Annotated in this window: 22 protein-coding genes; 9 read left to right on the forward strand and 13 right to left on the reverse strand. The window is 66.1% G+C overall.

The genetic code is table 11. The features are described 5' to 3' along the window. Positions 1-14: 14 nt before the first annotated feature. Together ACW9UR_RS22145 and tkt are read right to left on the reverse strand one after the other, a co-directional pair. Complete coding sequence (locus ACW9UR_RS22145; RefSeq protein ID WP_458919250.1) at positions 15-158, reverse strand: hypothetical protein; 144 nt, start codon at positions 156-158, stop codon at positions 15-17. A gap of 16 nt (positions 159-174) precedes the next feature. Further along, entirely contained in the window at positions 175-2,193 is a 2,019-nt protein-coding gene (gene tkt / locus ACW9UR_RS22150; protein WP_458919251.1) for a transketolase, read from the reverse strand. Between the two features lie 222 nt (positions 2,194-2,415). Between tkt and ACW9UR_RS22155 the strand changes: the two genes are divergently transcribed. Both ACW9UR_RS22155 and ACW9UR_RS22160 read left to right on the forward strand, forming a co-directional pair. Continuing rightward, positions 2,416-2,655 carry a hypothetical protein gene (locus ACW9UR_RS22155; protein WP_458919252.1) on the forward strand — a complete coding sequence of 80 codons (240 nt, stop codon included), beginning with the start codon at positions 2,416-2,418 and terminating at the stop codon, positions 2,653-2,655. After that, a complete protein-coding gene (locus ACW9UR_RS22160; RefSeq protein ID WP_458919253.1) occupies positions 2,655-3,071 on the forward strand; it encodes a cell division protein ZapA in 417 nt (138 codons plus the stop codon). Before ACW9UR_RS22155 ends, ACW9UR_RS22160 begins: the two co-directional genes overlap by 1 nt. 31 nt (positions 3,072-3,102) lie before the next feature. Here ACW9UR_RS22160 and grxD read toward each other — a convergent pair whose 3' ends face one another. The 5 genes from grxD to ACW9UR_RS22185 all read right to left on the reverse strand — a co-directional run bounded on the left by grxD (position 3,103) and on the right by ACW9UR_RS22185 (position 7,393). Next, positions 3,103-3,474, reverse strand: coding sequence for a Grx4 family monothiol glutaredoxin (gene grxD / locus ACW9UR_RS22165; RefSeq protein ID WP_458919254.1), 372 nt, complete (start codon positions 3,472-3,474; stop codon positions 3,103-3,105). 39 nt (positions 3,475-3,513) lie between these two features. Continuing rightward, a complete protein-coding gene (locus ACW9UR_RS22170) occupies positions 3,514-3,690 on the reverse strand; it encodes a hypothetical protein (protein ID WP_458919255.1) in 177 nt (58 codons plus the stop codon). Between the two features lie 4 nt (positions 3,691-3,694). Continuing rightward, positions 3,695-3,940 carry a BolA family protein gene (locus tag ACW9UR_RS22175; RefSeq protein ID WP_458919256.1) on the reverse strand — a complete coding sequence of 82 codons (246 nt, stop codon included), beginning with the start codon at positions 3,938-3,940 and terminating at the stop codon, positions 3,695-3,697. Positions 3,941-3,978: 38 nt separating this feature from the next. After that, positions 3,979-6,153 carry a phosphoribosylformylglycinamidine synthase subunit PurL gene (gene purL, locus ACW9UR_RS22180; RefSeq protein WP_458919297.1) on the reverse strand — a complete coding sequence of 725 codons (2,175 nt, stop codon included), beginning with the start codon at positions 6,151-6,153 and terminating at the stop codon, positions 3,979-3,981. A 307-nt stretch (positions 6,154-6,460) separates the two neighbouring features. Then, on the reverse strand, positions 6,461-7,393 hold the full coding sequence (locus tag ACW9UR_RS22185; RefSeq protein ID WP_458919257.1) for a LysR family transcriptional regulator: 933 nt from the start codon (positions 7,391-7,393) through the stop codon (positions 6,461-6,463). 214 nt (positions 7,394-7,607) lie between these two features. On the opposite strand from ACW9UR_RS22185, the gene ACW9UR_RS22190 reads away from it, so the two are divergent. Beyond that, complete coding sequence (locus ACW9UR_RS22190; RefSeq protein WP_458919258.1) at positions 7,608-11,027, forward strand: indolepyruvate ferredoxin oxidoreductase family protein; 3,420 nt, start codon at positions 7,608-7,610, stop codon at positions 11,025-11,027. A 122-nt stretch (positions 11,028-11,149) separates the two neighbouring features. Next, positions 11,150-11,848 (forward strand): PAQR family membrane homeostasis protein TrhA, encoded by a 699-nt coding sequence (trhA, locus tag ACW9UR_RS22195; RefSeq protein WP_458919259.1) that lies wholly within the window; start codon positions 11,150-11,152, stop codon positions 11,846-11,848. Here trhA and ACW9UR_RS22200 read toward each other — a convergent pair. Continuing rightward, entirely contained in the window at positions 11,835-12,065 is a 231-nt protein-coding gene (locus tag ACW9UR_RS22200) for a sulfurtransferase TusA family protein (protein ID WP_458919260.1), read from the reverse strand. The genes trhA and ACW9UR_RS22200 overlap by 14 nt on opposite strands. 115 nt (positions 12,066-12,180) lie before the next feature. Here ACW9UR_RS22200 and ACW9UR_RS22205 point away from each other — a divergent pair, with 115 nt between their 5' ends. From ACW9UR_RS22205 to ACW9UR_RS22215, 3 genes are read left to right on the forward strand one after another with little or no spacing between them, the layout of a single operon-like run. Continuing rightward, entirely contained in the window at positions 12,181-12,936 is a 756-nt protein-coding gene (locus ACW9UR_RS22205) for a cytochrome c biogenesis CcdA family protein (RefSeq protein WP_458919261.1), read from the forward strand. A 60-nt stretch (positions 12,937-12,996) separates the two neighbouring features. After that, positions 12,997-14,214 carry a hypothetical protein gene (locus tag ACW9UR_RS22210; protein ID WP_458919262.1) on the forward strand — a complete coding sequence of 406 codons (1,218 nt, stop codon included), beginning with the start codon at positions 12,997-12,999 and terminating at the stop codon, positions 14,212-14,214. Then, complete coding sequence (locus ACW9UR_RS22215) at positions 14,214-15,584, forward strand: cytochrome P450 (protein ID WP_458919263.1); 1,371 nt, start codon at positions 14,214-14,216, stop codon at positions 15,582-15,584. The genes ACW9UR_RS22210 and ACW9UR_RS22215 overlap by 1 nt, the downstream gene beginning before the upstream one ends. A gap of 3 nt (positions 15,585-15,587) precedes the next feature. On the opposite strand, the gene ypfJ is transcribed toward ACW9UR_RS22215, so the two are convergent. From ypfJ to ACW9UR_RS22230, 3 genes are read right to left on the reverse strand one after another with little or no spacing between them, the layout of a single operon-like run. Further along, positions 15,588-16,427, reverse strand: coding sequence for a KPN_02809 family neutral zinc metallopeptidase (gene ypfJ, locus ACW9UR_RS22220; protein WP_458919264.1), 840 nt, complete (start codon positions 16,425-16,427; stop codon positions 15,588-15,590). Next, positions 16,424-16,681 carry a ribbon-helix-helix domain-containing protein gene (locus ACW9UR_RS22225; RefSeq protein WP_458919298.1) on the reverse strand — a complete coding sequence of 86 codons (258 nt, stop codon included), beginning with the start codon at positions 16,679-16,681 and terminating at the stop codon, positions 16,424-16,426. The genes ypfJ and ACW9UR_RS22225 overlap by 4 nt, the downstream gene beginning before the upstream one ends. 14 nt (positions 16,682-16,695) lie before the next feature. Beyond that, the gene (locus ACW9UR_RS22230; protein ID WP_458919265.1) at positions 16,696-16,884 is read right to left on the reverse strand and encodes a hypothetical protein; all 189 of its coding nucleotides are present in this window, start codon (positions 16,882-16,884) and stop codon (positions 16,696-16,698) included. 303 nt (positions 16,885-17,187) lie between these two features. Here ACW9UR_RS22230 and ACW9UR_RS22235 point away from each other — a divergent pair, with 303 nt between their 5' ends. Continuing rightward, positions 17,188-19,104: a DUF3604 domain-containing protein gene (locus tag ACW9UR_RS22235; RefSeq protein WP_458919266.1), complete on the forward strand. Its 1,917-nt coding sequence runs from the start codon at positions 17,188-17,190 to the stop codon at positions 19,102-19,104. 45 nt (positions 19,105-19,149) lie between these two features. On the opposite strand, the gene ACW9UR_RS22240 is transcribed toward ACW9UR_RS22235, so the two are convergent. Both ACW9UR_RS22240 and ACW9UR_RS22245 read right to left on the reverse strand, forming a co-directional pair. Beyond that, entirely contained in the window at positions 19,150-19,623 is a 474-nt protein-coding gene (locus ACW9UR_RS22240; RefSeq protein ID WP_458919267.1) for a hypothetical protein, read from the reverse strand. A gap of 77 nt (positions 19,624-19,700) precedes the next feature. Continuing rightward, positions 19,701-20,033, reverse strand: coding sequence for an arsenate reductase family protein (locus tag ACW9UR_RS22245; protein WP_458919268.1), 333 nt, complete (start codon positions 20,031-20,033; stop codon positions 19,701-19,703). 193 nt (positions 20,034-20,226) lie between these two features. Here ACW9UR_RS22245 and ACW9UR_RS22250 point away from each other — a divergent pair, with 193 nt between their 5' ends. Then, positions 20,227-20,361 (forward strand): hypothetical protein, encoded by a 135-nt coding sequence (locus tag ACW9UR_RS22250; protein ID WP_458919269.1) that lies wholly within the window; start codon positions 20,227-20,229, stop codon positions 20,359-20,361. Positions 20,362-20,564 lie beyond the last annotated feature (203 nt).

Here is a 20,564-nt window from a genome sequence, read left to right on the forward strand (position 1 = left end):
ATCCTTTCGGTTGGTCAGCGCCAGAACGCGATCCAGTTGGTCCAGTCGAACAGCTTGTGGCCGAGCCACACCAGCACGGCGCCGTCCAGCAATACCCGGTCGGCCCAGGCAAGGCCCAGGACGACCAGGATCACCAGCAGCGCCTGCCAGATGTTCATCTTCGCCGGCGGCGGCTTACAGCAGCTCTTCCGCCTTGCTCACCACGGCATCGGCGGTGATGCTGAAGTGCTTGTAAAGCTCGCCCGCCGGGGCCGAAGCGCCGAAGCCTTCCATGCCGATAAAGCCCGCCTTCGCGGCCGAGCCGCGTTCGCCGGTCAGCCAGCGGTCCCAGCCAAAGCGCAGAGCGGCCTCGATGCCGATCCGGACAGGGCCGCGCGGCAGAACGCGGGCGCGGTATTTCTCGTCCTGCTGCGCGAACAACTCCTCGCAGGGCATCGAGACGACGCGGGTGCCGATACCCTTCTCCTCGAGCATGCGCTGCGCCTCGATGGCGAGGCTGACCTCCGAGCCGGTGGCGATCAGGATCACCTTCCGTTTCGCGGTGCTCTCGGACAGGATGTAGGCGCCCTGTGCGGTCAGGTTCTTCGGGCTGTGCTTGGTGCGGACCGTGGGCAGACCCTGACGGGTCAGTGCGATAACGCTGGGGGTGTCGGCGGCTTCTAGCGCACATTGCCAGGCCTCGGCAGTCTCGATCGCGTCGGCAGGGCGGAACACGTTCAGGTTGGGCATCGCCCGCAGCGCGGCCATATGCTCGACCGGCTGGTGGGTCGGGCCGTCCTCGCCCAGACCGATGCTGTCATGGGTCAGGACGTAGATCACCCGCTTGCCGATCAGCGACGAGATCCGCATGGCGCCGCGTGCGTAGTCCGAGAACACCAGGAAGGTGCCGCCGTAGGGGATCATGCCGCCGTGCAGCGCCATGCCATTCATCGCGGCGGCCATGCCATGCTCGCGGATACCGTAATAGACATAGCGGCCGGTGCGGTTACCGGGCTCGAACGTGCCAAGATCCTTGGTCAGCGTGTTGTTCGAGCCGGTCAGGTCGGCCGAGCCGCCCATGGTCTCGGGCAGGGCCTTGTTGACCACCTCCAGTACCATTTCCGAAGCCTTGCGGGTCGCGACCTTGGGCGCCGCCTCGGACTGTTCCTTCTTGAACGCGCGAATCCGGTTGTTCAGGATCTTGGGCAGTTCGCCCGAGATGATGCGCTCGAACTGCTCGCGGCGGCGACCGCCCAAGCCGGCCAGACGCTCTTCCCAGGCGGCGCGGGCCTCGGCACCGCGCGCGCCGATGGCGGTCCAGCCGTCGCGGACGCCCTGCGGGATCACGAAGGGCTCGTGGCTCCACCCGTAGGCCTCGCGCACGGCGGCGATTTCCTCTGCGCCTAGCGGCGAGCCATGCGCCCCCGCGGTGTCCTGTTTGTTCGGCGCGCCATATCCGATATGCGTGCGGCAGGCGATCAGCGAGGGCTTCGCGCTGGCCTTGGCCGACAGGATCGCGGCGTCGATGGCGGCCGGGTCATGCCCGTCACATTCGAACACGTCCCAGCCGCTGGCGCGGAAGCGCGCCTGCTGGTCGGTGATGTCCGACTTCTCCACCGCGCCGTCGATCGAGATCTTGTTGTCGTCCCACAACACGATCAGCTTCGAAAGCTGGTGCTTGCCCGCAAGACCGATCGCCTCGTGGCTGATGCCCTCCATCAGGCAGCCGTCGCCGGCGAAGACATAGGTGTGGTGATCCACCACGCGCGCCGAGAACCGGGCCGCCAGCGACGCTTCGGCCATCGCCATGCCGACCGCGGTGGCCAGGCCCTGGCCCAGTGGGCCGGTGGTGGTCTCGATACCCTTGGCGTGGCCGTATTCCGGGTGCCCGGCGGTTTTCGAGCCCAGCTGGCGGAAGTTCTTCAATTCCTCCAGCGTCATGTCCTCGTAGCCGGTGAGGTGCAGCAGGGCGTACAGCAGCATCGAGCCGTGGCCGTTCGACAGTACGAACCGGTCGCGATCCGCCCAGTCCGGGACCTTCGGGTCGAACTTCAGGTGTTTCTCGAACAGCACCGTGGCGATGTCGGCCATGCCCATCGGCATGCCGGGGTGCCCGGAATTCGCCGCCTGAACGGCGTCCATGGCCAGAACGCGCAGCGCGGCGGCCTTGGCGAAATGTTCGGGGTGGCGGGTGCGAAGTTCCTGTGGGGTCACTGACGGGCCTCTGTGCTTGGGAAGGCAAGGGCGGCGGGCCTGCCGCCGGTTCGCCCCGCACTGATACGCATTGGCCCGTGCGGGTCAAGCGGAACGGCCTCAAACCGCCTGCCATCTAAGGTAATAACGGCTGGAAATTCGGGGATGCAGACCGGCGCCGGATTGTCATAGACTGGTGGAAGAACGCGGTGCAACTTCCGCAGAAACAAGGAGAGGTTTCCGATGGAGGAGCTCAGAGCCCTCGAGGCGCGGCTGGAGCAGGCGCTCAGTGTGCTCGAACAGTCCGAAGGTGCTGGCGCGGGCGGCGACAATGCGAGTGCGGGCCGGATCGCGGAACTCGAGGCCGAGAACCGCGCGCTGGGCGAACGGCTCGACAAGATGAGCGCCGAGCGTGAGAAGGACCTCAAGCAGCTCGATACGCTGATCGCGCAGTTGCGCCCCTTGATCGAGGAGTCCGTCTGATGCCCGAGGTGACCCTCAAGATTGGTGGCCGCGAGTACCGCGTCGCCTGCGAGCCTGGCGAGGAAGAGCAGCTTCAGCAGGCCAGCGCGCTTCTCGACACCGAGGCGCAGACCCTGGTCAAGGCGCTGGGCCGCGTGCCCGAGGTTCGGATGCTGCTGATGTCGGGGCTGATGCTGGCCGACCGCACGACCGAGATCGCCTTCCAGGCGCAAGCCGCGCAGAAAGAGATCGCGCAGATGAAGGCGCGCCTCAACGAGGCCGAGGAACGTGCCGCGACGCTCAGCTCTCAGGCGAACGGCAGCAGCGCGGATGATGCGGACGTTCAGGAAGCGCGGGAGGCGGCGAAAGCCGCGATCGCGACGCTCGAGGCGGCGACCCGCCGGGTGGAGCGTCTGGCAGAAGCGCGGCGGGCCTGAGGGGCCCGGCCGCTACCGTGTCGAAAGCGGTTCAGGCCGGCTGATTCGCTTCGCGGATCTTCTCGGCCGCCGCCTTGTCGAAGGCCACGCCGTTCTTTTCCAGCATCTCGTCCAGTTCGCCCGACAGGGTCATCTCGACGATGATGTCGCAGCCACCGACGAATTCGCCCTTCACGTAGAGCTGGGGGATCGTCGGCCAGTCCGAGAAGCTCTTGATGCCTTCGCGCACGGCATCATCCGCCAGCACGTTCACGTCCTTGTACTGGACGCCCATGTAGTTCAGCACGCCCGCCACCTTGGACGAGAACCCGCACTGCGGCATCTGGGCGGTGCCCTTCATGTAGAGAACCACGTCGTTCGCGGTGACCTCGTTGCGGATCTGGTCGTGTACGGCTTCGCTCATGTTCACATCCTTTGCCTCGGGCGCGGATCGCGCGCCGGTTCAGTCCTCAGCTTTGTCCGATTTGTCCTGCGTGCCCGGACGATTGTCCAGATCCTCGCTCCGGATCGTGATCGGAGGAACCTTCGGGCGATGGCGTCTGCGGATGCGTTTCAGCAGCACCAGGTAGACGATCATCGCCACAGCCGCGGTGAGAAAGGCCTCGGCCCACCAGGCCATGGGGTCAGGCGTCCCTCGGCCGCGTGGTCAGCGCCAGTGCGTGCAGCTCGCCCGCCGGGCCGTCCATCTTACCTTTCAGTGCCGCATAGACCAACTGGTGCTGCTTGACCCGTGTCAGGCCGCGGAACTCGTCCGCGACCACGGTTGCGGCATAGTGGTTGCCGTCCCCCGCCAGGTCCTTGATCTCGACATCGGCCGTCGGAAAGGCCTCGCGGATCAAGTTTTCGATTTCGCGGGCTTCCATCGCCATGAAAGGCTGCCTCCTACGATCTGCAATTACAGGTGAATCTAGGCGTGGGCCGCGGCGCTTGCAAGCTCGGGACCGCCGGTGATCGCGCCAAGCCCGCCACGATGCGCCCGCCGCAGCTCGGCCAGCGGAATCGCTTTCTCGCCAAGCGTCACCGTCGTGCCGCCGAAGCGCCCGACGACTGACGCGGGTACGCCGCGCTTCTCCGCCAGCGCCAGCAACGCGTCGGCATCCCCGGTCGCTAGCAGGTAGCGCCCCTGATCCTCGCCGAAAAGCGCACCAAGGCCGGAAACTTCGACCGAAACGCCCAGTTCACCCGCCAGCGCCATCTCCGCCGCCGCGACGGCGAGGCCGCCGTCGGCCACGTCATGCGCCGCGCGCACAAGGCCCGCATCACGCGCCGCCAGCACCAATTCGCCCGCGGCCCGCTCGGCCTGCAAGTCCACCGCAGGGGCATCGCCGCCCCGGTCGCCGAGCACTTCCAGTGCGAAGGCCGAAGCGCCCAGATGGCCGCCCTCGGAGCCGATCAGAACCAGTGCGTCGCCGTCGTCGGCTTCAGTGCCGATCGCGTCGGACAGTTGCGCCAGGAGGCCCACCGCGCCGATCGTCGGCGTGGGCAGGATCGCGCTGCCGTCGGTCTCGTTGTAAAGGCTGACGTTGCCCGAGACGACGGGCATGTCCAGCGCCTCGCAAGCCGCGCCGATGCCTTTGATGCAGCCAACGAACTGGCCCATGATCTCGGGCTTCTCGGGGTTGCCGAAGTTCAGGTTGTCGGTGACCGCCAGCGGCTTCGCCCCGGTCGCGACCAGGTTGCGATAGGCTTCGGCCACCGCCTGCGCGCCGCCGCGCTCGGGGTTGGCCTTGCAGTAGCGAGGGGTCACGTCGGCGGTGAACGCCAGCGCCTTGTCGGTGCCGTGCACCCGCACGATCCCCGCGTCCGAGCCCGGACGCCGCACCGTGTCCGCGCCGACGCTGGTGTCGTATTGCTCATAGACCCAGTGCCGCGAACAATGGTTCGGGCTGCCCATCAGCTTCAACAGCGCTTCGGCCGCATCGACCTCCGGCACGTTCCCCAGCGGGGCAGGGGCCGGGGATGCGACCCAAGGACGGTCATATTCCGGGGCCTCGCCCGACAGCGCCTTCAGCGGCAGGTCGGCTTCGATCTCTCCGTTCATGCAGATCAGGAAGCGATCCTCGGGGATTGTCTCGCCCACGATGGCGAAATCCAGGTCCCATTTGTCGAAGACGGCCTTGGCCTCGGCCTCCTTCTCGGGGCGCAGGACCATGAGCATCCGCTCCTGGCTTTCCGACAGCATCATCTCGTAGGCGGTCATGTTGGCCTCTCGCACCGGCACCTTCTCGAGGTCCAGCCGGATTCCCAGATCGCCCTTGTCGCCCATCTCCACCGCCGAGCATGTCAATCCCGCCGCGCCCATGTCCTGGATCGAGATCACCGCGCCGGTCTGCATCAGCTCCATGCAGGCTTCCATCAGGCGCTTTTCGGTGAACGGATCGCCCACCTGCACCGTGGGCCGCTTTTCCTCGATCGTGTCGTCGAACTCGGCCGAGGCCATCGTCGCGCCGCCGACGCCATCACGCCCGGTCTTGGCGCCGAGATAGACGACAGGCATGCCGACACCGCTGGCCGCCGAATAGAAAATGCCGTCCGCCCGCGCGATCCCGGCGGCGAAGGCGTTCACGAGGCAGTTGCCGTTGTAGGCCGGGTCGAACCGCAACTCGCCACCCACGGTCGGCACGCCGAAGCAGTTGCCATAGCCGCCGACGCCCGCGACCACGCCCGCCAGCAGGCTGGGGGTCTTGGGGTGGTCCGGCTCGCCGAAGCTGAGCGCGTTCATCGCCGCCACTGGCCGCGCGCCCATGGTGAACACGTCGCGCAGGATGCCGCCGACGCCGGTTGCCGCGCCCTGATAGGGCTCGATGTACGAGGGGTGGTTGTGGCTCTCCATCTTGAAGACCACGGCCTGACCGTCTCCGATATCCACGACGCCCGCGTTCTCGCCTGGGCCGCAAATCACCTGCGGCCCCTTGGTCGGTAGGGTGCGCAGCCATTTCTTCGAGGACTTGTACGAGCAGTGCTCGTTCCACATGGCCGAGAAGATGCCCAACTCGGTCAGGTTCGGGTCGCGGCTCAGCAGCCGGCGGATCTGCTCCAGCTCTTCGGCCGACAGGCCATGCGCTGCGGCAAGCTCTTCCATGGATTGTTGGTCGCTCACGGGCCCGGTCCTCTCCACTTGCGGGAACGGGCGTGTTCTTAGGGCAGTGCGCGAGAAAGGGAAAGAGGCGCGCGATGCGACAGGCGGTGCAAGCCGCCTGGGGCCATGCGGATAGCGTCGGCGCAAAAAAAAAAGGCCGAGCATAAGCTCGGCCCAAGTCCAACAGGGAGGTGAGAACGCTGCCGCGTCCTCGACCTTCGATATAGCGCTGGGGGGCTCTCAGTACAACCTTAGGAGTGTCCCGGAGAGGGCATACCCGCCATATTGCTCGCGCATAGCTGCAAACAGGTCACATGAACTCGGCTGTGCTGTCCGACCGTATCTCCAGAATATCCGAATGGCGTTTCTTGAACGCGTTGATCTCCTCGATCATGAAATCCCGGAATGCGGCAACCCGTTTCGACTGTCGCAATTCCTCGGGATAGGCGAGGTAGACCGGGATCGACTTGCTCATTTCGGTGGGCAGCACGTTCACCAGCTGCGGAAAGTCAGCCGCCACATAATGCGGCAGCGATCCGATCCCCAGCCCGTTGAGCACGGTCTGCAGGATGCCGAAATAGTTGTTCACCGTCAGGCGGCTTTCATGCTCGGCCATTAGATAGGGTTGCAGCCAGGTCAGACCGGCGCTCACCTGCCGGCTTGTCGGGCTCTGGGTGATGATCCGGTGCTGGGCAAGGTCCTCTTTCTTCTCGGGCTGGCCGTGGAACTTGATGTAGTCGGTCGACGCGTAGAACTTCATAACCACGTCCATCAGCCGCCGCCGGATCAGGTCCGCCTGGCTCGGCTCCTTCATCCGGATCGCGACATCCGCCTCGCGCATCGGCAGGTCCAGCACCCGCTCTTCCAGGATCAGGTCGATCTTCAGGTTGGGATAGCGCTCGTAGAGCCGCCCCAGTCGCGGGGCCAGCCACATAGTCCCGAAGCCTGTGGTAGTGGTCACGCGCAACTCGCCATAGATCGCGTCCGAGCTGTCCCGGATCCGCGCCGTCGCCGTGTCCAGCCGCTTGCGCATCGACTTGGTGGCGTCGAACAGAAGCTCTCCCTGTTCGGTCAGAATCAAGCCGCGCGCATGGCGGTGGAACAGCGTGACGTTCAGCGATTCCTCGAGCGCCCGGATCTGGCGCGAAACCGCAGACTGGCTCAGGTGCAGCGCCTCGCCCGCGTGGGTCAGCGACCCCGCGTCGGCGACGGCGTGAAAGATCCTGAGCTTGTCCCAGTCCATCGGTCCCTCCCTGTCGTTTCTCGTCTTCGTTTTTCGTTCAGGGCGCCTTCAGGAAGATGCGTCACGCGGCCCGTGGAAGTGCGCATATTGCCAGAAGGTGGGCATATTGAAAGGTTTCTTTCTTTTCGCGTCCCGCGCCCGGCCGATCACGTGAATTCGCTTTCCGCGCGTGCCAACCCGCCCCTATGATCGAGATAAATAAGGGAGGGTGCGCATGAGTTTGCAGTCGGTTTCCCTGAAGGACCGCTACGACCTGACGAAGAAGCAGGTGCTGTTGAGCGGTATCCAGGCCCTTGCCAGATTGCCCCTGATGCAGGCGGCGCGCGACAGCGCCGCCGGGTTCAATACGGCCGGATACGTTACCGGCTATCGCGGCTCGCCGCTGGGCGGGGTCGATCTGACGATGATGCAGGCCCGCAAGCAGCTCGATGCCGCGGGCGTCGTGTTCAATCCCGGACTGAACGAGGATCTGGCCGCCACTGCGCTTTGGGGCACGCAGCAAGCCGAGCTTCGGGGCGAGGGCGCGCACGAAGGCGTCTTTGGCATGTGGTACGGCAAGGGGCCGGGCGTCGACCGCTGCGGCGATGTCTTCCGGCACGCCAACATGGCCGGAACCTCGCCCAAGGGCGGGGTGCTGGTTTGCATGGGCGACGATCACACCGGCGAAAGCTCCACCGTCCTGCACCATTCCGAGTTTGCGCTGGTGGACGCGCTCATGCCGATCCTCAGCCCCGCCGGCGTGCAGGAGGTTCTGGACTACGGCCTGATCGGTTGGGAACTGTCGCGCTATTCCGGCTGTTGGGTCGGGCTCAAGTGCATCAAGGACACGATCGAGGTCAGCCAGGTCGTCAACGGTGACCCGCACCGGCTGAACATCGTCACCCCGACCGATTTCGAGATGCCCGAGGGCGGGCTCAACATCCGCCTTGGCGATACGCCGCCCGCGCAGGAGGCGCGGCTTCACGATCACAAGCGCTTCGCCGCCGAAGCCTTTGGCCGCGCGAACAAACTTGACAAGCGGGTGCACGGGCAGGCCGGGGCGCGTATTGGCATCGTCTCCTCCGGCAAGGCTTGGCTCGACACCGTTCACGCCCTGGACCTGCTCGGCATCGACGAAGACCGCGCCCGCGCGCTTGGTGTCACGACTTACAAGGTCGGCATGGTCTGGCCGCTCGACGAGCGCAGCTTCAAGGAATGGGCTGAAGGGCTCGACCTGATCATCGTCGTAGAGGAAAAGCGCAAGCTGATCGAGGTCCAGATCAAGGAGGCGATCTTCAACGACCGGCGCGGTCGTCGCGTGATCGGCTGGAAGACCGAAACGGGCGAGGTCGTCTTCACCGTCAAGGGCGCGCTCGATCCGGTGATGGTGGGCCGCAAGCTTGGCGGCCTGCTGGCTGCCGAGGGCATCGCCGATGCGGACATCACCGCCCGCAAGGCCCTGCTGGACGAGGCCGCCGCCGCCGACAACGCCCCCGACATCGCCGCGCGTCTGCCCTGGTATTGCGCCGGCTGCCCGCACAACACCTCGACCACGCTGCCCGAGGGCTCCCGCGCCTATGCCGGGATCGGCTGCCACTACATGGTGCAGTGGATGGACCGCGAGACGACCGGCTTCACCCACATGGGCGGCGAGGGCGTGAACTGGGTCGGCGAGGCGCCGTTCTCGAAGCGCAAGCATGTGTTCCAGAACCTCGGCGACGGAACCTACAATCACTCGGGAGTGCAGGCGATCCGCGCGGCGCTGGCCGCGAAGACCAACATCACGTTCAAGATCCTCTACAACGACGCCGTCGCGATGACCGGCGGTCAGCCCAACGAGGGCGCGCTCTCACCCCAGCAGATCGCCCGTGAGTTGCTGGCGATGGGCGTGAAGAAGGTCGTGGGAGTCTATGATCCGAAAGAGGAAATCGACCTGCGAAGTTTTCCTTCGGAAGTCCCGATGCGCCCGCGCGAGGAGTTCATGCAGGTCCAGCGCGAGATGCCCGAGGTCGAGGGCGTCTCGGCCATCATCTACATCCAGACCTGCGCCGCCGAGAAGCGCCGCCGCCGCAAGCGCGGGGCGTTCCCCGACCCGGATACCCGCGTCTTCATCAACACCGATGTCTGCGAGGGTTGCGGTGATTGCGGCGTGCAGTCGAACTGCGTCGCCATCCTGCCCGAGGAAACCCCGTTCGGGCGCAAGCGGCGTATTGACCAGTCCGCCTGTAACAAGGACTACAGCTGCCTGCGCGGATTCTGCCCCAGCTTCGTGACGCTCGAAGGCGCCGAGGTCCGCAAGGCCGAACCCAAGGCGCTGTCGATGCCCGATCTGCCCGCGCCGCAGGTGCCGGTCATCGACGGCACATACAACATCGTCATCACCGGCGTCGGCGGCACCGGTGTCGTCACCGTCGGCGCGCTGCTCGGCATGGCCGCCCATCTCGAGGGCAAGGGCTCCGGCGTTATGGAGATGGCCGGCCTCGCCCAGAAGGGCGGCGCGGTGCACATCCACTGCCGCATCGCCAAGCAACCGGACGACATCAACGCGATCCGCGTGGCGACCGGCGAGGCCGATGCGCTGATCGGCTGCGATCTTGTCGTGGCGGCGGGCTCCAAGACGCTTGGCCTATTGGCACGAGGCCGCAGCCGAGCCGTGCTGAACTCGCACGAAACCATGACCGGCGCCTTCACCCGCGATCCGGGTTTCCGCCTGCCCACCGACCAGCTCGGTGTCAGCCTGCGGGCGCGGCTGGGGGACGAGGCAATCACCGCGCTGGAAGCGACGGAACTCGCCTCCGAGGTACTGGGCGATGCGATCTTCGCCAACGTGCTGATGCTGGGCGCCGCCTGGCAGGCGGGCATGGTACCGCTTTCCGAAGAGGCGCTGCTCAAAGCCATCGAGATCAACGGCGCTGCGGTCGAGGGCAACAAGACCGCCTTCGCGCTTGGCCGCTGGGCGGTGGTCGAACCCGATGCCGTCCGCAAGCTGCAGCGCCACGCCGCGCAGGCCGAACCGGAGACCACCGAGCAAATCGTCAACCGCCGGGCCGAGCATCTGGCGAAATACCAGAACGCCCCCCTTGCTCAGAAATATCGCGCGCTTGTGGATCGTGCCTCCAAGGTCGATGCCGAGTTCGCCGAAGCCGTGGCAAAAGGTTATCACAAGCTCCTGAGCTACAAGGACGAATACGAAGTTGCGCGCCTCCACCGCGAGACGCTGCAGCAGGCCATCGACGCGGAGTTCACCGGCGTTCGTAAGATGCATTTCCACCTCGCTCCGCCGATCCTGGGCGGTACCGACGCGCATGGCCGACCGAAGAAACGCCGTTTCGGTCCGTGGGTGATGCGGCTTTTCGGGGTGCTCGAAAGCATGAAAGGACTTCGGGGCACGCCGTTCGACCCGTTTGGCTACACTTCCGAACGGCGCATGGAGCGGGCTCTGATCCGCGATTACGAGGCCGAGATCGACGGGCTGCTGGCGAACTGGCCCGAAGGGCATGCCGACATCGCCCGCGCGCTTGCCGAGTTGCCGCTCCAGATCCGGGGGTTCGGCCCGGTGAAGGCGCGGGCCGCCAAGGCTGCCGAAACGCGCCGCGAGGAGCTCCGCGCCGCGCTGCGCCGGCCGCCCGAAGCGCCGCGTGCGGCGGCGGAATAGCGGGCATGGTCGCCGGAAACCCGCTTTCGGAGTGCGCTTGTTAACGAAAGTTACACCACCGTTACGAGCATTTAGCCGATTTTGTGCTATCATAACCTCGGGGTAATAGGTGGGGGTGTGTGATGAAGACCTTGTTCGAGGAAAGGCAGGTCGTGTTCCGGGACTATTCCCGGGCCGAGCGCCTTTCTGATGCAGCAATTCACATAGTCGGTGTGGTCTCGGCGATCGCCGCGGCCGCGGTGCTTGTCACACTGGCTTTTCTCTGGCGGGCCGAGCCCGAGGTGCGGATCGGCGCCATCGTGTACGGCCTGTGCCTGCTGCTGATGCTGGCGGCCTCGGCCGCGTATCATATGACGCCGTGGCAGGAGTGGAAGGACACGCTGCGCCGGCTCGATCAATCGGCGATATACGTCAAGATTGCAGGCACTTACACGCCGTTCGCGATTCTCGCCGGAGCGGTGCCGTTGCTGATCGCGATCTGGGGTGCGGCCTTTGCTGGCCTGTCGCTGAAAGTGCTGGCGCCCAACCGGGCGATCCCGTTGGCGCTGGCGCTCTACCTGCTGATGGGCTGGTCCGGGGTTTTCGCTGGGGACGCGCTGCTCTCCAGCCTGACGCCGGCGGGCCTTGCGCTGATGCTGACCGCCGGGCTGATCTACACGGTTGGCGTGGTCTTCTACCTGTGGGAGGCTCTGCCATTCCACAACACGATCTGGCACGCTTTCGTGTTGGTGGCGACCGGAGTGATGTACGCAGCCCTGCTGGTCGAGATCGCGGACGTGCCGACTGTCTTGCCCGCAACGGCGACGGTCATGCCTTCCTGATCAGCCACAGCTGGCGCGGAAACCCGTCCTCGCGGCTGTCGAGCAACTCGTGCCCCTGCTCGGTACAGAAATGCGGCACATCGACCAGCGCGGCCGGATCGTCCGTGATAACCCGCAAGACCTGTCCCTGCGCCAACGGCATCAGCCGCTTGCGGATCTTCAGCACAGGCAGGGGGCACAGCAGCCCGGCGGCATCGAGTTCGGCATCCCAATCCATGGAATCCGCCTAAAGCGACGTGTAACGCTTGTCCACGGGATTGTGACGTTTCGCCGGATGACGCGCCTGCCCATGCCGCGTAACAGTGGCGCGACCCGGAACCGGAAAGGCCCAAATGTTCGGAATCGACGTCATCGACGGCTCGCTCGCCCCGGCGCTCTTCATCGCGCTGCTCGCCGGCGTGTTCAGCTTCCTCTCGCCCTGCGTGCTGCCAATCGTGCCGCCGTATCTCGCGTACATGGCTGGCACGACCCTCGGCACCGAGCAAGAGGAACGGCGCGGTGTCGATCCGCGCGTCGTCACGGCTGCGATCTTCTTCGTGCTGGGTCTCTCAACGGTATTCATCCTGCTGGGCCTCGCCGCCTCGGCGCTCGGCAGCGCGTTGCTTTCATGGCAACGCGAACTGTCCATCGCTGCGGGCCTCGTGATCACCGTCTTCGGCCTTCACTTTCTGGGCGTCTTCCGCATCCCGATCCTGACCCGAGACGCAAGGTTCGACGCCGGCGACCGGGGCGGCAGCGCGATGGGGGCCTATGTCATGGGCCTTGCCTTCGCCTTCGGCTGGACGCCCTGCATCGGCCCGATCCTGGGCTCGATCCTGTCGCTGGTGATCCAGGACGCGACGCTGGGCCGGGGCGTGGCGATGATGGGCGTCTACGCGTTGGGCCTCGGAGTGCCCTTCCTGCTGGCGGCGATCTTCCTCAACCGGTTCATGGGCGCGATGACCCGCCTGCGCCGCCACATGGGCACGATCGAGAAGGTCACTGGCGGCCTGCTGGTCGTCGTCGGCGTGATGCTCGTGACCGGGCTCTTCAGCAAGTTCTCGTTCTGGCTGCTGGAAACCTTCCCGGCGCTCGGCCTGATCGGCTGATCCGCCCTTTCCCTTCCGGACCCGCCCGCCTAATCTGCGCGCCAACGAAGAGGCAGGCGAATGGCGGCAGATCCGGCGCGCACCGTGCGCAAGCGGCATGTATTCTACATCCCCGGCCATGATCCGGCCGGTGGCCGCCGCTATCGCGAGATCTACCGCGCCGAATCCGCCAAGCAGGCCGCGATCTCGGGCTACGGGATCGAGATGCAGTCCCTCGCATCCGAGCAGGGCACCTACCGCTGGGGCGCCCGCGCCACCATCGACGGGGTCGAGACCGAGGCGACCATCGACTATCTCAAGTGGAACGACCTGGTCCGCGACAGCCTGACCAAGTCGGTGCTGTCCTCCTACTGGCTGATGCTGCGGACGCTCTGGATCTATCTCTCCGCCGGGGCCTTCGGTGCCATCGCGCGCACCCGCCCGGTGATGCTGTTCACAACGCTCTATCCGTTCGCGCTTTACATTCTCGCTCCGCTGGCCGGTCTTGCGGTCGGGCTGATCCTATCGGCACTGCTGGGCCTTGCGGTGCCCGTCCCGTGGTGGGCAACGGTCGCACTTGCCCTCGCGGGCGTCTGGGTCGGCATGTGGTTGTTCCGGCGCTACGACCAGAAGTTCTTCATCACCTATCTCGTGCTCGCCTACGCGTTCATCGGCTACAACCGGGGCGGCTATCCGCCGGGGCTGGACCAGCGCGCCCGCGACTTTGCCGAGAAGGTCGCCGCCGCGCTGGAAAGCGACGTGGACGAGGTGCTGATCGTCGGCCACTCCGCCGGGGCGGGGATCGGCGTCGAGGTCTGCGCCCAGCTGCTGCGCGCGGGCAGGGTGCCCGAGGGCAAGCTGGCGCTGATGGGCATCGGCCCGGTCACCCAGATGATCAGCTTCCTGCCGCGCGCACAGTGGATGCGGTCCAGCCTCAACCTGCTGGCGCAGACCGATCACCTGGCCTGGGTCGAGGTCTCCGCCCCCTCGGACGGTATGTGTTTTGCGCTGTCCGACCCCGTCGCCACCACCGGCGTCGATCCTGCGCCCGAAAAGAAGCGTTGGCCGGTCGTGTTCTCGGCCGCCTACAAGCTGGCGCTCTCCGAGGAACTCCGGGCCTCGCCCGAGTTCACCATCTTCCGGATGCACTTCCAGTATCTCTACGCCTTCGACCGGCCGCGGGATTACGACTATTTTCAGATCACCGCTGGGCCGCAGACGCTGATGGCGCGCTATGGGGCGCGCAAGTCCAGCAAGGGGCTTATCACGCGGCCCGCAAGCCGGTATCGGGACTTCTGATGAGCGACGACTTCACCCCTCCGATGCCGCGCACGCGGCCCGAGAACGCTTCGATCCTGACCCGGCTGCGGCTGGCGCGCCGCGACATGTTCTCCTCGCAGCCGCGCAGACTTTACAGCGCGTGGATGGCGCAGCAGCGGGCGGTGTTCTTCGACAGTTTCACCATCAACCAGCCGGATATCGTGAAGCTAATTCTGGAAGGTCGCCCCGACGATTTCCCGAAATCCCCGATCATCGGCGACACGCTCAAACTGCTGCTGGGCGAGTCGGTCTTCGTGACCAACGGTGAGCAGTGGAAGCGCCAGCGCCGGATCATCGACCCCGCATTCGAGGGCGGCCGTCTGCGCGAGATCTTCCCGGCGATGGTCGAGGCCGGACAGGCCTGTGTCGCGCGCCTTGGCGAGCATGACACTGCGAAACCGGTCGAGATCGAGTTCGAGACCGCCCACGCCGCCGCCGACGTCATCTTCCGCACGCTGTTCTCGATCCCGATCACCGACGACAAGGCGCGGCAGGTGTTCTACGGCTTCCGCGACTACCAGCGCGCGCAGCCGCTGATGACCTTCCCGGCGCTGCTCAAGATGCCGAACTGGGTGCCGCGCTTCCGCTCGTCGAAATCGGCGCAGGCGGCGGGGAAGATCCGGGGCGTGCTGACCGACATCATCGAGGTCCGGCAGAAGGAGATTGCCGCCGGGACCGCGCCGAACGACCTTGCGACGAAGATCATGACCACCGCCGATCCGCAGACCGGCGAGATCTTCGACGCGCAGGAGATGACTGACCAGGTCGCGATCTTCTTCCTTGCAGGGCACGAGACCTCGGCCAGCGCGCTCGCCTGGACGCTCTACCTGTTGGCCTGCCAGCCCGAGGTGCAGGAGCGCGCCGCGACCGAGGCCGCCAAGGCATGGGAGGGGACGCCCGAGTTCAGCGACATGCGCAGGCTCGGCTTCATCCGCGACGTCTTCCGCGAGGCGCTGCGGCTCTACCCGCCGGTGCCGATGATGGTCCGCGAGGCGCGCCGGGAAGAGACATTCCGCAAGCGCAAGGTGCGGCCCGGCTCGATGTGCATCCTCTCGCCCTGGCATATCCAGCGGCACGAACGGATCTGGGACCGGCCGCATGTGTTCGATCCCGACCGCTGGCAGACGCCCGAGACGCGGGCCACAGCGCGCGAGGCCTACATGCCGTTCTCGACCGGCCCCCGGGTCTGCACCGGCGCGGGCTTTGCCATGATCGAGGGCGTGATCCTGCTGGCGCTGCTGCTGCGCGCGTACCGGTTCGAGCCGGTCGAGGGGAAAGTCCCGGTCCCGGTGCAGCACCTCACGGTGCGCTCGGAATCCGGTATCTGGCTTGAACTGACCCCGCGCTGACCGCTAAAGGCGGTTGGTGCCGAACGTGTCGCACTGCTGCGGATCGCCGGTCTCGTAGCCGGTGTAGAACCAGCGCTGTCGCTGCTCGCTGCTGCCGTGGGTGAAACTGTCCGGCACCACGTAGCCCTGCGAGGCCTTCTGCAATGTATCGTCGCCGATCTGGGCGGCGGCGTTCAGTGCCTCGTCGATATCGCCGCGTTCGAGGCTGCCGAAGCGCTCCTGCGCCTCGCGGGCCCAGATGCCGGAATAGCAGTCGGCCTGCAATTCTATCCGCACCGACAACTCGTTGGCTTGCGCCTGCGGCAGGCGCGCGCGCTGCTGGTTCACCTGGCCGAGGATGCCGAGTTGGTTTTGCACGTGATGCGCGACCTCGTGCGCGATGACATAGGCATAGGCGAAATCGCCGCTCGCGCCGAGGCGCTGCTCCATAACCCGGAAGAAGTCGGTGTCGAGGAAGATCCGCTGGTCGTTGGGGCAGTAGAACGGCCCGACGGCGGCGTTCGCGGTGCCGCAGGCGGAGCTGGTCACGCCGGAATAGAGCACCAGCGTCGGTTCGGCATAGCTGAGGCCGGAGTTCTGGAACACGTCGCCCCAGACTTCCTCGGTGTCGGCAAGAACGACGCTGACGAATTCCTCGGTGCGGTCGTCGATGCTGTTGGGGCCGGTCGGCTCGGGGGCGGTGCCGACACCGCCGCCCTGCATCAGCGGGGTCAGGTCCAGGCCGAGAAAGGCGCCGATCACGATCACCAGGATCAGGCCCAGCCCTCCGACGCCGGCGCGTCCACCGGGCATCCCGCGTCGGTCCTGGATGTTTCGGCTGCCGCGCCGTCCCTGCCATTTCATCGTGAAACCTCCCCCTCGGTCTCCTTGGTTCTAGCACGCTCCTGCAACCGGGCCAGAACGAACAGACGGATCGCGCCGGCAAGACCGCTGTCCACGCCGCGTGCGGCGTCGATCTCGGCGGCGAGCACGTTCAGCGGTTTGCCCTCGTCGCGGGCGATCTGCCGGAAGGCGCGCCAGAACGGATCCTCGAGCGAGACCGAGGTCCGGTGCCCACGCAGCGTCAGCGAGCGCTTGCGGGGCGGGGCATAGTCGATCCGGGGCGCCTCGCTCACGTCTCCTCGTCCCGGCGGTGGGCCTCGAGTCGGCGCACGTTCAGCTTGTTCTCGGCCTTGGCCTGCCGGCCCTCGGTCCCGGAGGACAGGGCCGACGCGCGGGTCTCGGCCTCGGTCCGGGCGCGTTTCTCGGCGCGGGCGCGGGCCTTGCGGGCACGGCGGAGGTTGATGGTCTGTCCGGTCATCTGCGGGCGATCCTGCGATACGGGGTCTACCCGAGTATAGGTCGCCATAGCGGGCCGGTCGAGCGTAGGGTGGGGCGTGAAAATTGGGGATTTCATCGTGAAAACCCCCTTAAGCCAATGAAATTTATGATGAAAAGAGTGTAAATGCTTCCCTAATGACTTGAAGGTGTGCAGCTACAGGCAAATTCGTCAGCCATGAACTATTCCGGAAAGGCACTTCGGGTTACCCTGCGCGGGCAGCGGAAGCGCGAGCGCTGTGCGCCGACAACCAAATCGGCGAGGGAGAAAAAAGGGGAGAAGAACATGGCCGGAAAATCTGGAAACGCGAGGCACGCCACTCTCGCGGCGCTGGTAATGTCGACAGCTTTGCTGCCGATCGGCGCCTCGGCGCAGGAATATTCCACGACACAGGAAGACACCGAAACCGTCCTCGCTCCGGACGAGTTCTCGCCCTACGCCGGACGGGACTTCCCGCAGCGGCCGCTCTGGGGCGACTCGCACCTGCATACCGCTGTCTCGGTCGATGCGGGGACGATGACCCGGCTCACACAGGAGCAGGCCTTCAGGTTTGCCCGGGGCGAGGAGGTGACCACCACCCACGGGTTGCGGGCCAAACTGTCCCGACCGCTCGACTGGCTTGTCGTTTCGGACCATGCCGAGATGTACGGGCTGATGCCGCAGCTTCTGGCGGGCGATGCGCAGGTGCTTTCCACCGAGCAGGGGCGCGCATGGTACGAGGCGCTGACTTCCGGCGATCCGCAGCTTGCGTTCGACACGGCGATGGAGATCGTCGCCTCGCTCTCGGACGAGGAACCTCCGATCGACAATCCGAAGGCGATCAAGCACGCGTGGGAGAGCTATGCCGCCCTCGCGGAGCGCTACAACGAGCCCGGCGTCTTCTCGGCCATCATCGGCTACGAGTACACGACCGAGGGGGCGAACAACCTGCACCGGAACGTCCTCTTTCGCGACGGCATGTTCCGGGCGAGCCAGACCCGGCCGTTCTCGCAGTACGACAGCAAGAATCCCGAGGACCTCTGGGACTTCCTTGCGGAATACGAAGCGCGGACCGGGGGCGAGGTTCTTGCGATTGCCCACAACGGCAACCTGTCGAACGGGCGCATGTTCTCGATGAACGCCTATGACGGCTCGCCGCTCACCGCCGAGATCGCCGAAGCCCGTGCACGGTTCGAGCCGCTCTACGAGGCCACCCAGATCAAGGGCGACGGCGAGGCGCACCCGTTCCTCAGCCCCGATGACGAGTTCGCCGATTACGATACCTGGGACGCGGCCAACCTGAACGGCACCGAGGTCAAGGAGCCCGACATGCTCGCCGGGGAGTACGCCCGCGAGGCGCTGAAGCGTGGCATGAAGATCGAGCAGGACCTGGGCATCAACCCGTTCAAGTTCGGCATGGTCGGCGCGACCGATTCCCATACCGGCATGGCGACCGCGCAGGAGGACAACTTCTTCGGCAAGCACTCCGGCGTAGAGCCCGAGCCGGGCCGCTGGGAGCATGTCGTGATCGAGGCCCCGGATCCGGACCTGACGATCTATGGCTGGAAGCAGGCGGCCGGCGGCCTTGGCGCGGTCTGGGCCAAGGAGAATACCCGCGCGGCGATCTTCGACGCGATGATGCGCAAGGAGACATATGCCACGACCGGCTCGCGCATGATGGTGCGCTTCTTCGGCGGGTACGACTTCACCCAGGAGGATGCCCTGAGCCGCCTGCCGGCGGATGCGGGTTACCGGAAGGGCGTTCCGATGGGCGGGAACCTTGGTGCAGCGCCCGAGGGGCAGGCGCCTTCGTTCCTCGTTCTTGCGCTCAAGGACGCGATTTCAGGCAATCTCGATCGCATCCAGATCGTGAAGGGCTGGGTCGATGCCGAGGGCGAGACGCACGAGAAGATCCACAATGTCGTATGGAGCGGCGACCGCGAACTCGACGCCGACGGCAAGCTGCCGGAGGTGGGCAACACGGTCGACGTCGCCAACGCGACCTGGACAAACACCATCGGGGCAGGAGAGTTGATCGGCGTCTGGGAGGATCCCGAATTCGATCCGAGCCTGTCCGCGTTCTACTATGCCCGCGTGATCGAGATCCCCACACCGCGCTGGACTGCTTACGAGGCCAAGCGTTTCGGGATCGAGATGTCGGAAGATGTACCGATGATCACCACCGAGCGGGCCTACACCTCGCCGATCTGGTACACGCCCTAAGGCTAGGGGACTGCGCCCGCCGCTTCACGCGGCGGGCGGTTTTCGTCAGGGCAGGGTGATCTCGCCGCTGACCTTGTTGGTTTCGGTCTTGGCTTCCATGTCGTTGGTGACCTCGAACTCGCCGCCGCCGCTGGAGCCTTCGAACCGCCCGCTGCCGCCCATCAGGGTCCAGGTGCCGGTGCTGCCGCCGCTTTCAGTCATGCCGGTCACCTGCCAGCCGATCGAGATCATGTCGCCGTCGGCGCTGGTGTAGACGCAGCGGCCGTCACCGGCGATCTCGGGGGGCTTGATCTCCATCGCCCCGAAGCACGGGCCGGTTGCGCCGTGCAGCGGGTTCGATGGGTCGGCATCGACCATCGCGGTGTAGACGCTGTGGGTCTGCATGATCATGTGGCCCTCTGCCACCTGGTGCATCGTGGACATGTCGTCCGCCTGACCGACCGCGTTCACGGTCCAGCTTTCGGCAAAGGCCGGGGCCGCGACAAGGCATCCGATCGCGCAGAGTGCTGCCGGTTTCATGTAGTCCTCCCATACTCGTGACGCACGCGCCGTGGGGCGCGCGCGGCAAGTATAGCAGAAAACCTATGTTTTTGGGCTCAGACGCTCCAGGCGGTCTGAACGTCCGCGTCCCAGCCGATCGTCATGCGCCCGTCGCCGACGATCACGGGACGCTTCATCACCGTCGGTTGCGCCTCGAGCAGCGCGTCGGCCTCGGCCACCTTCAGGAAGTCCGACAGGTTGCGCCAGGTCTGCGATTTCCTGTTGATCAGCTGGTCGCCGAACTCGGCCAGCAGCGGCGCCCATTCGTCCTGGGAAAGCGGGTCCGCGCGCACGTCGCGAAAGACCACGCCGTAGCCGGCGGCTTCCAGCGCCTTGCGGGCCTTGCGGCAGCTGTCGCAGGTGGGCAGGCCGTAAAGGGTGAGGGTCATGGCAGGGGCTCCTCTGTGTCGCCCGGTGTATGGCACGGGCCGGGCGTTCGCGCCAGATCATGCGCCTTCGCTAGACGAAGGGATAGGGGGTGATCCATGTGCGCCACGCCGCCCGCCGGATGCGCGCTGTCGGCGGAACCTGCGCCATGGCATCAGCGTTGCGCAAGTCCTGACCTGACCGAGCGGAGCCGCCATGACCCAGCCAACGCAACGCGTTCTCGATCTCGCCGTGATCCTGGCCGCCGTCCTGTTGCTTGGCGCGGGCCTGTGGAGCGGCTCGCGGGCCGGGGAGCTTGCGCCGATCGGTCACGTCGCTTCGGCGCGCTGAGGGCGGTCCGGGAAAGTCCTGCCTGCCCGGTTGAAACCCGGGCGCGACTCAGGCAGGCGTGGGGCCGCCGAGCGCCGGCCGGCCGAACCCAGACCAATCCGGCGCACGACCCTTTCGCAACGCCGCCTTCGGGCGGCGTTCCTGTTTTTCAGGATCTGGCCCGAGCGCGGCCGGAGGATCGCCCCCAGACCCGAGAAGCCCGG

It is taken from the genome of Halovulum sp. GXIMD14794 (assembly GCF_054457455.1).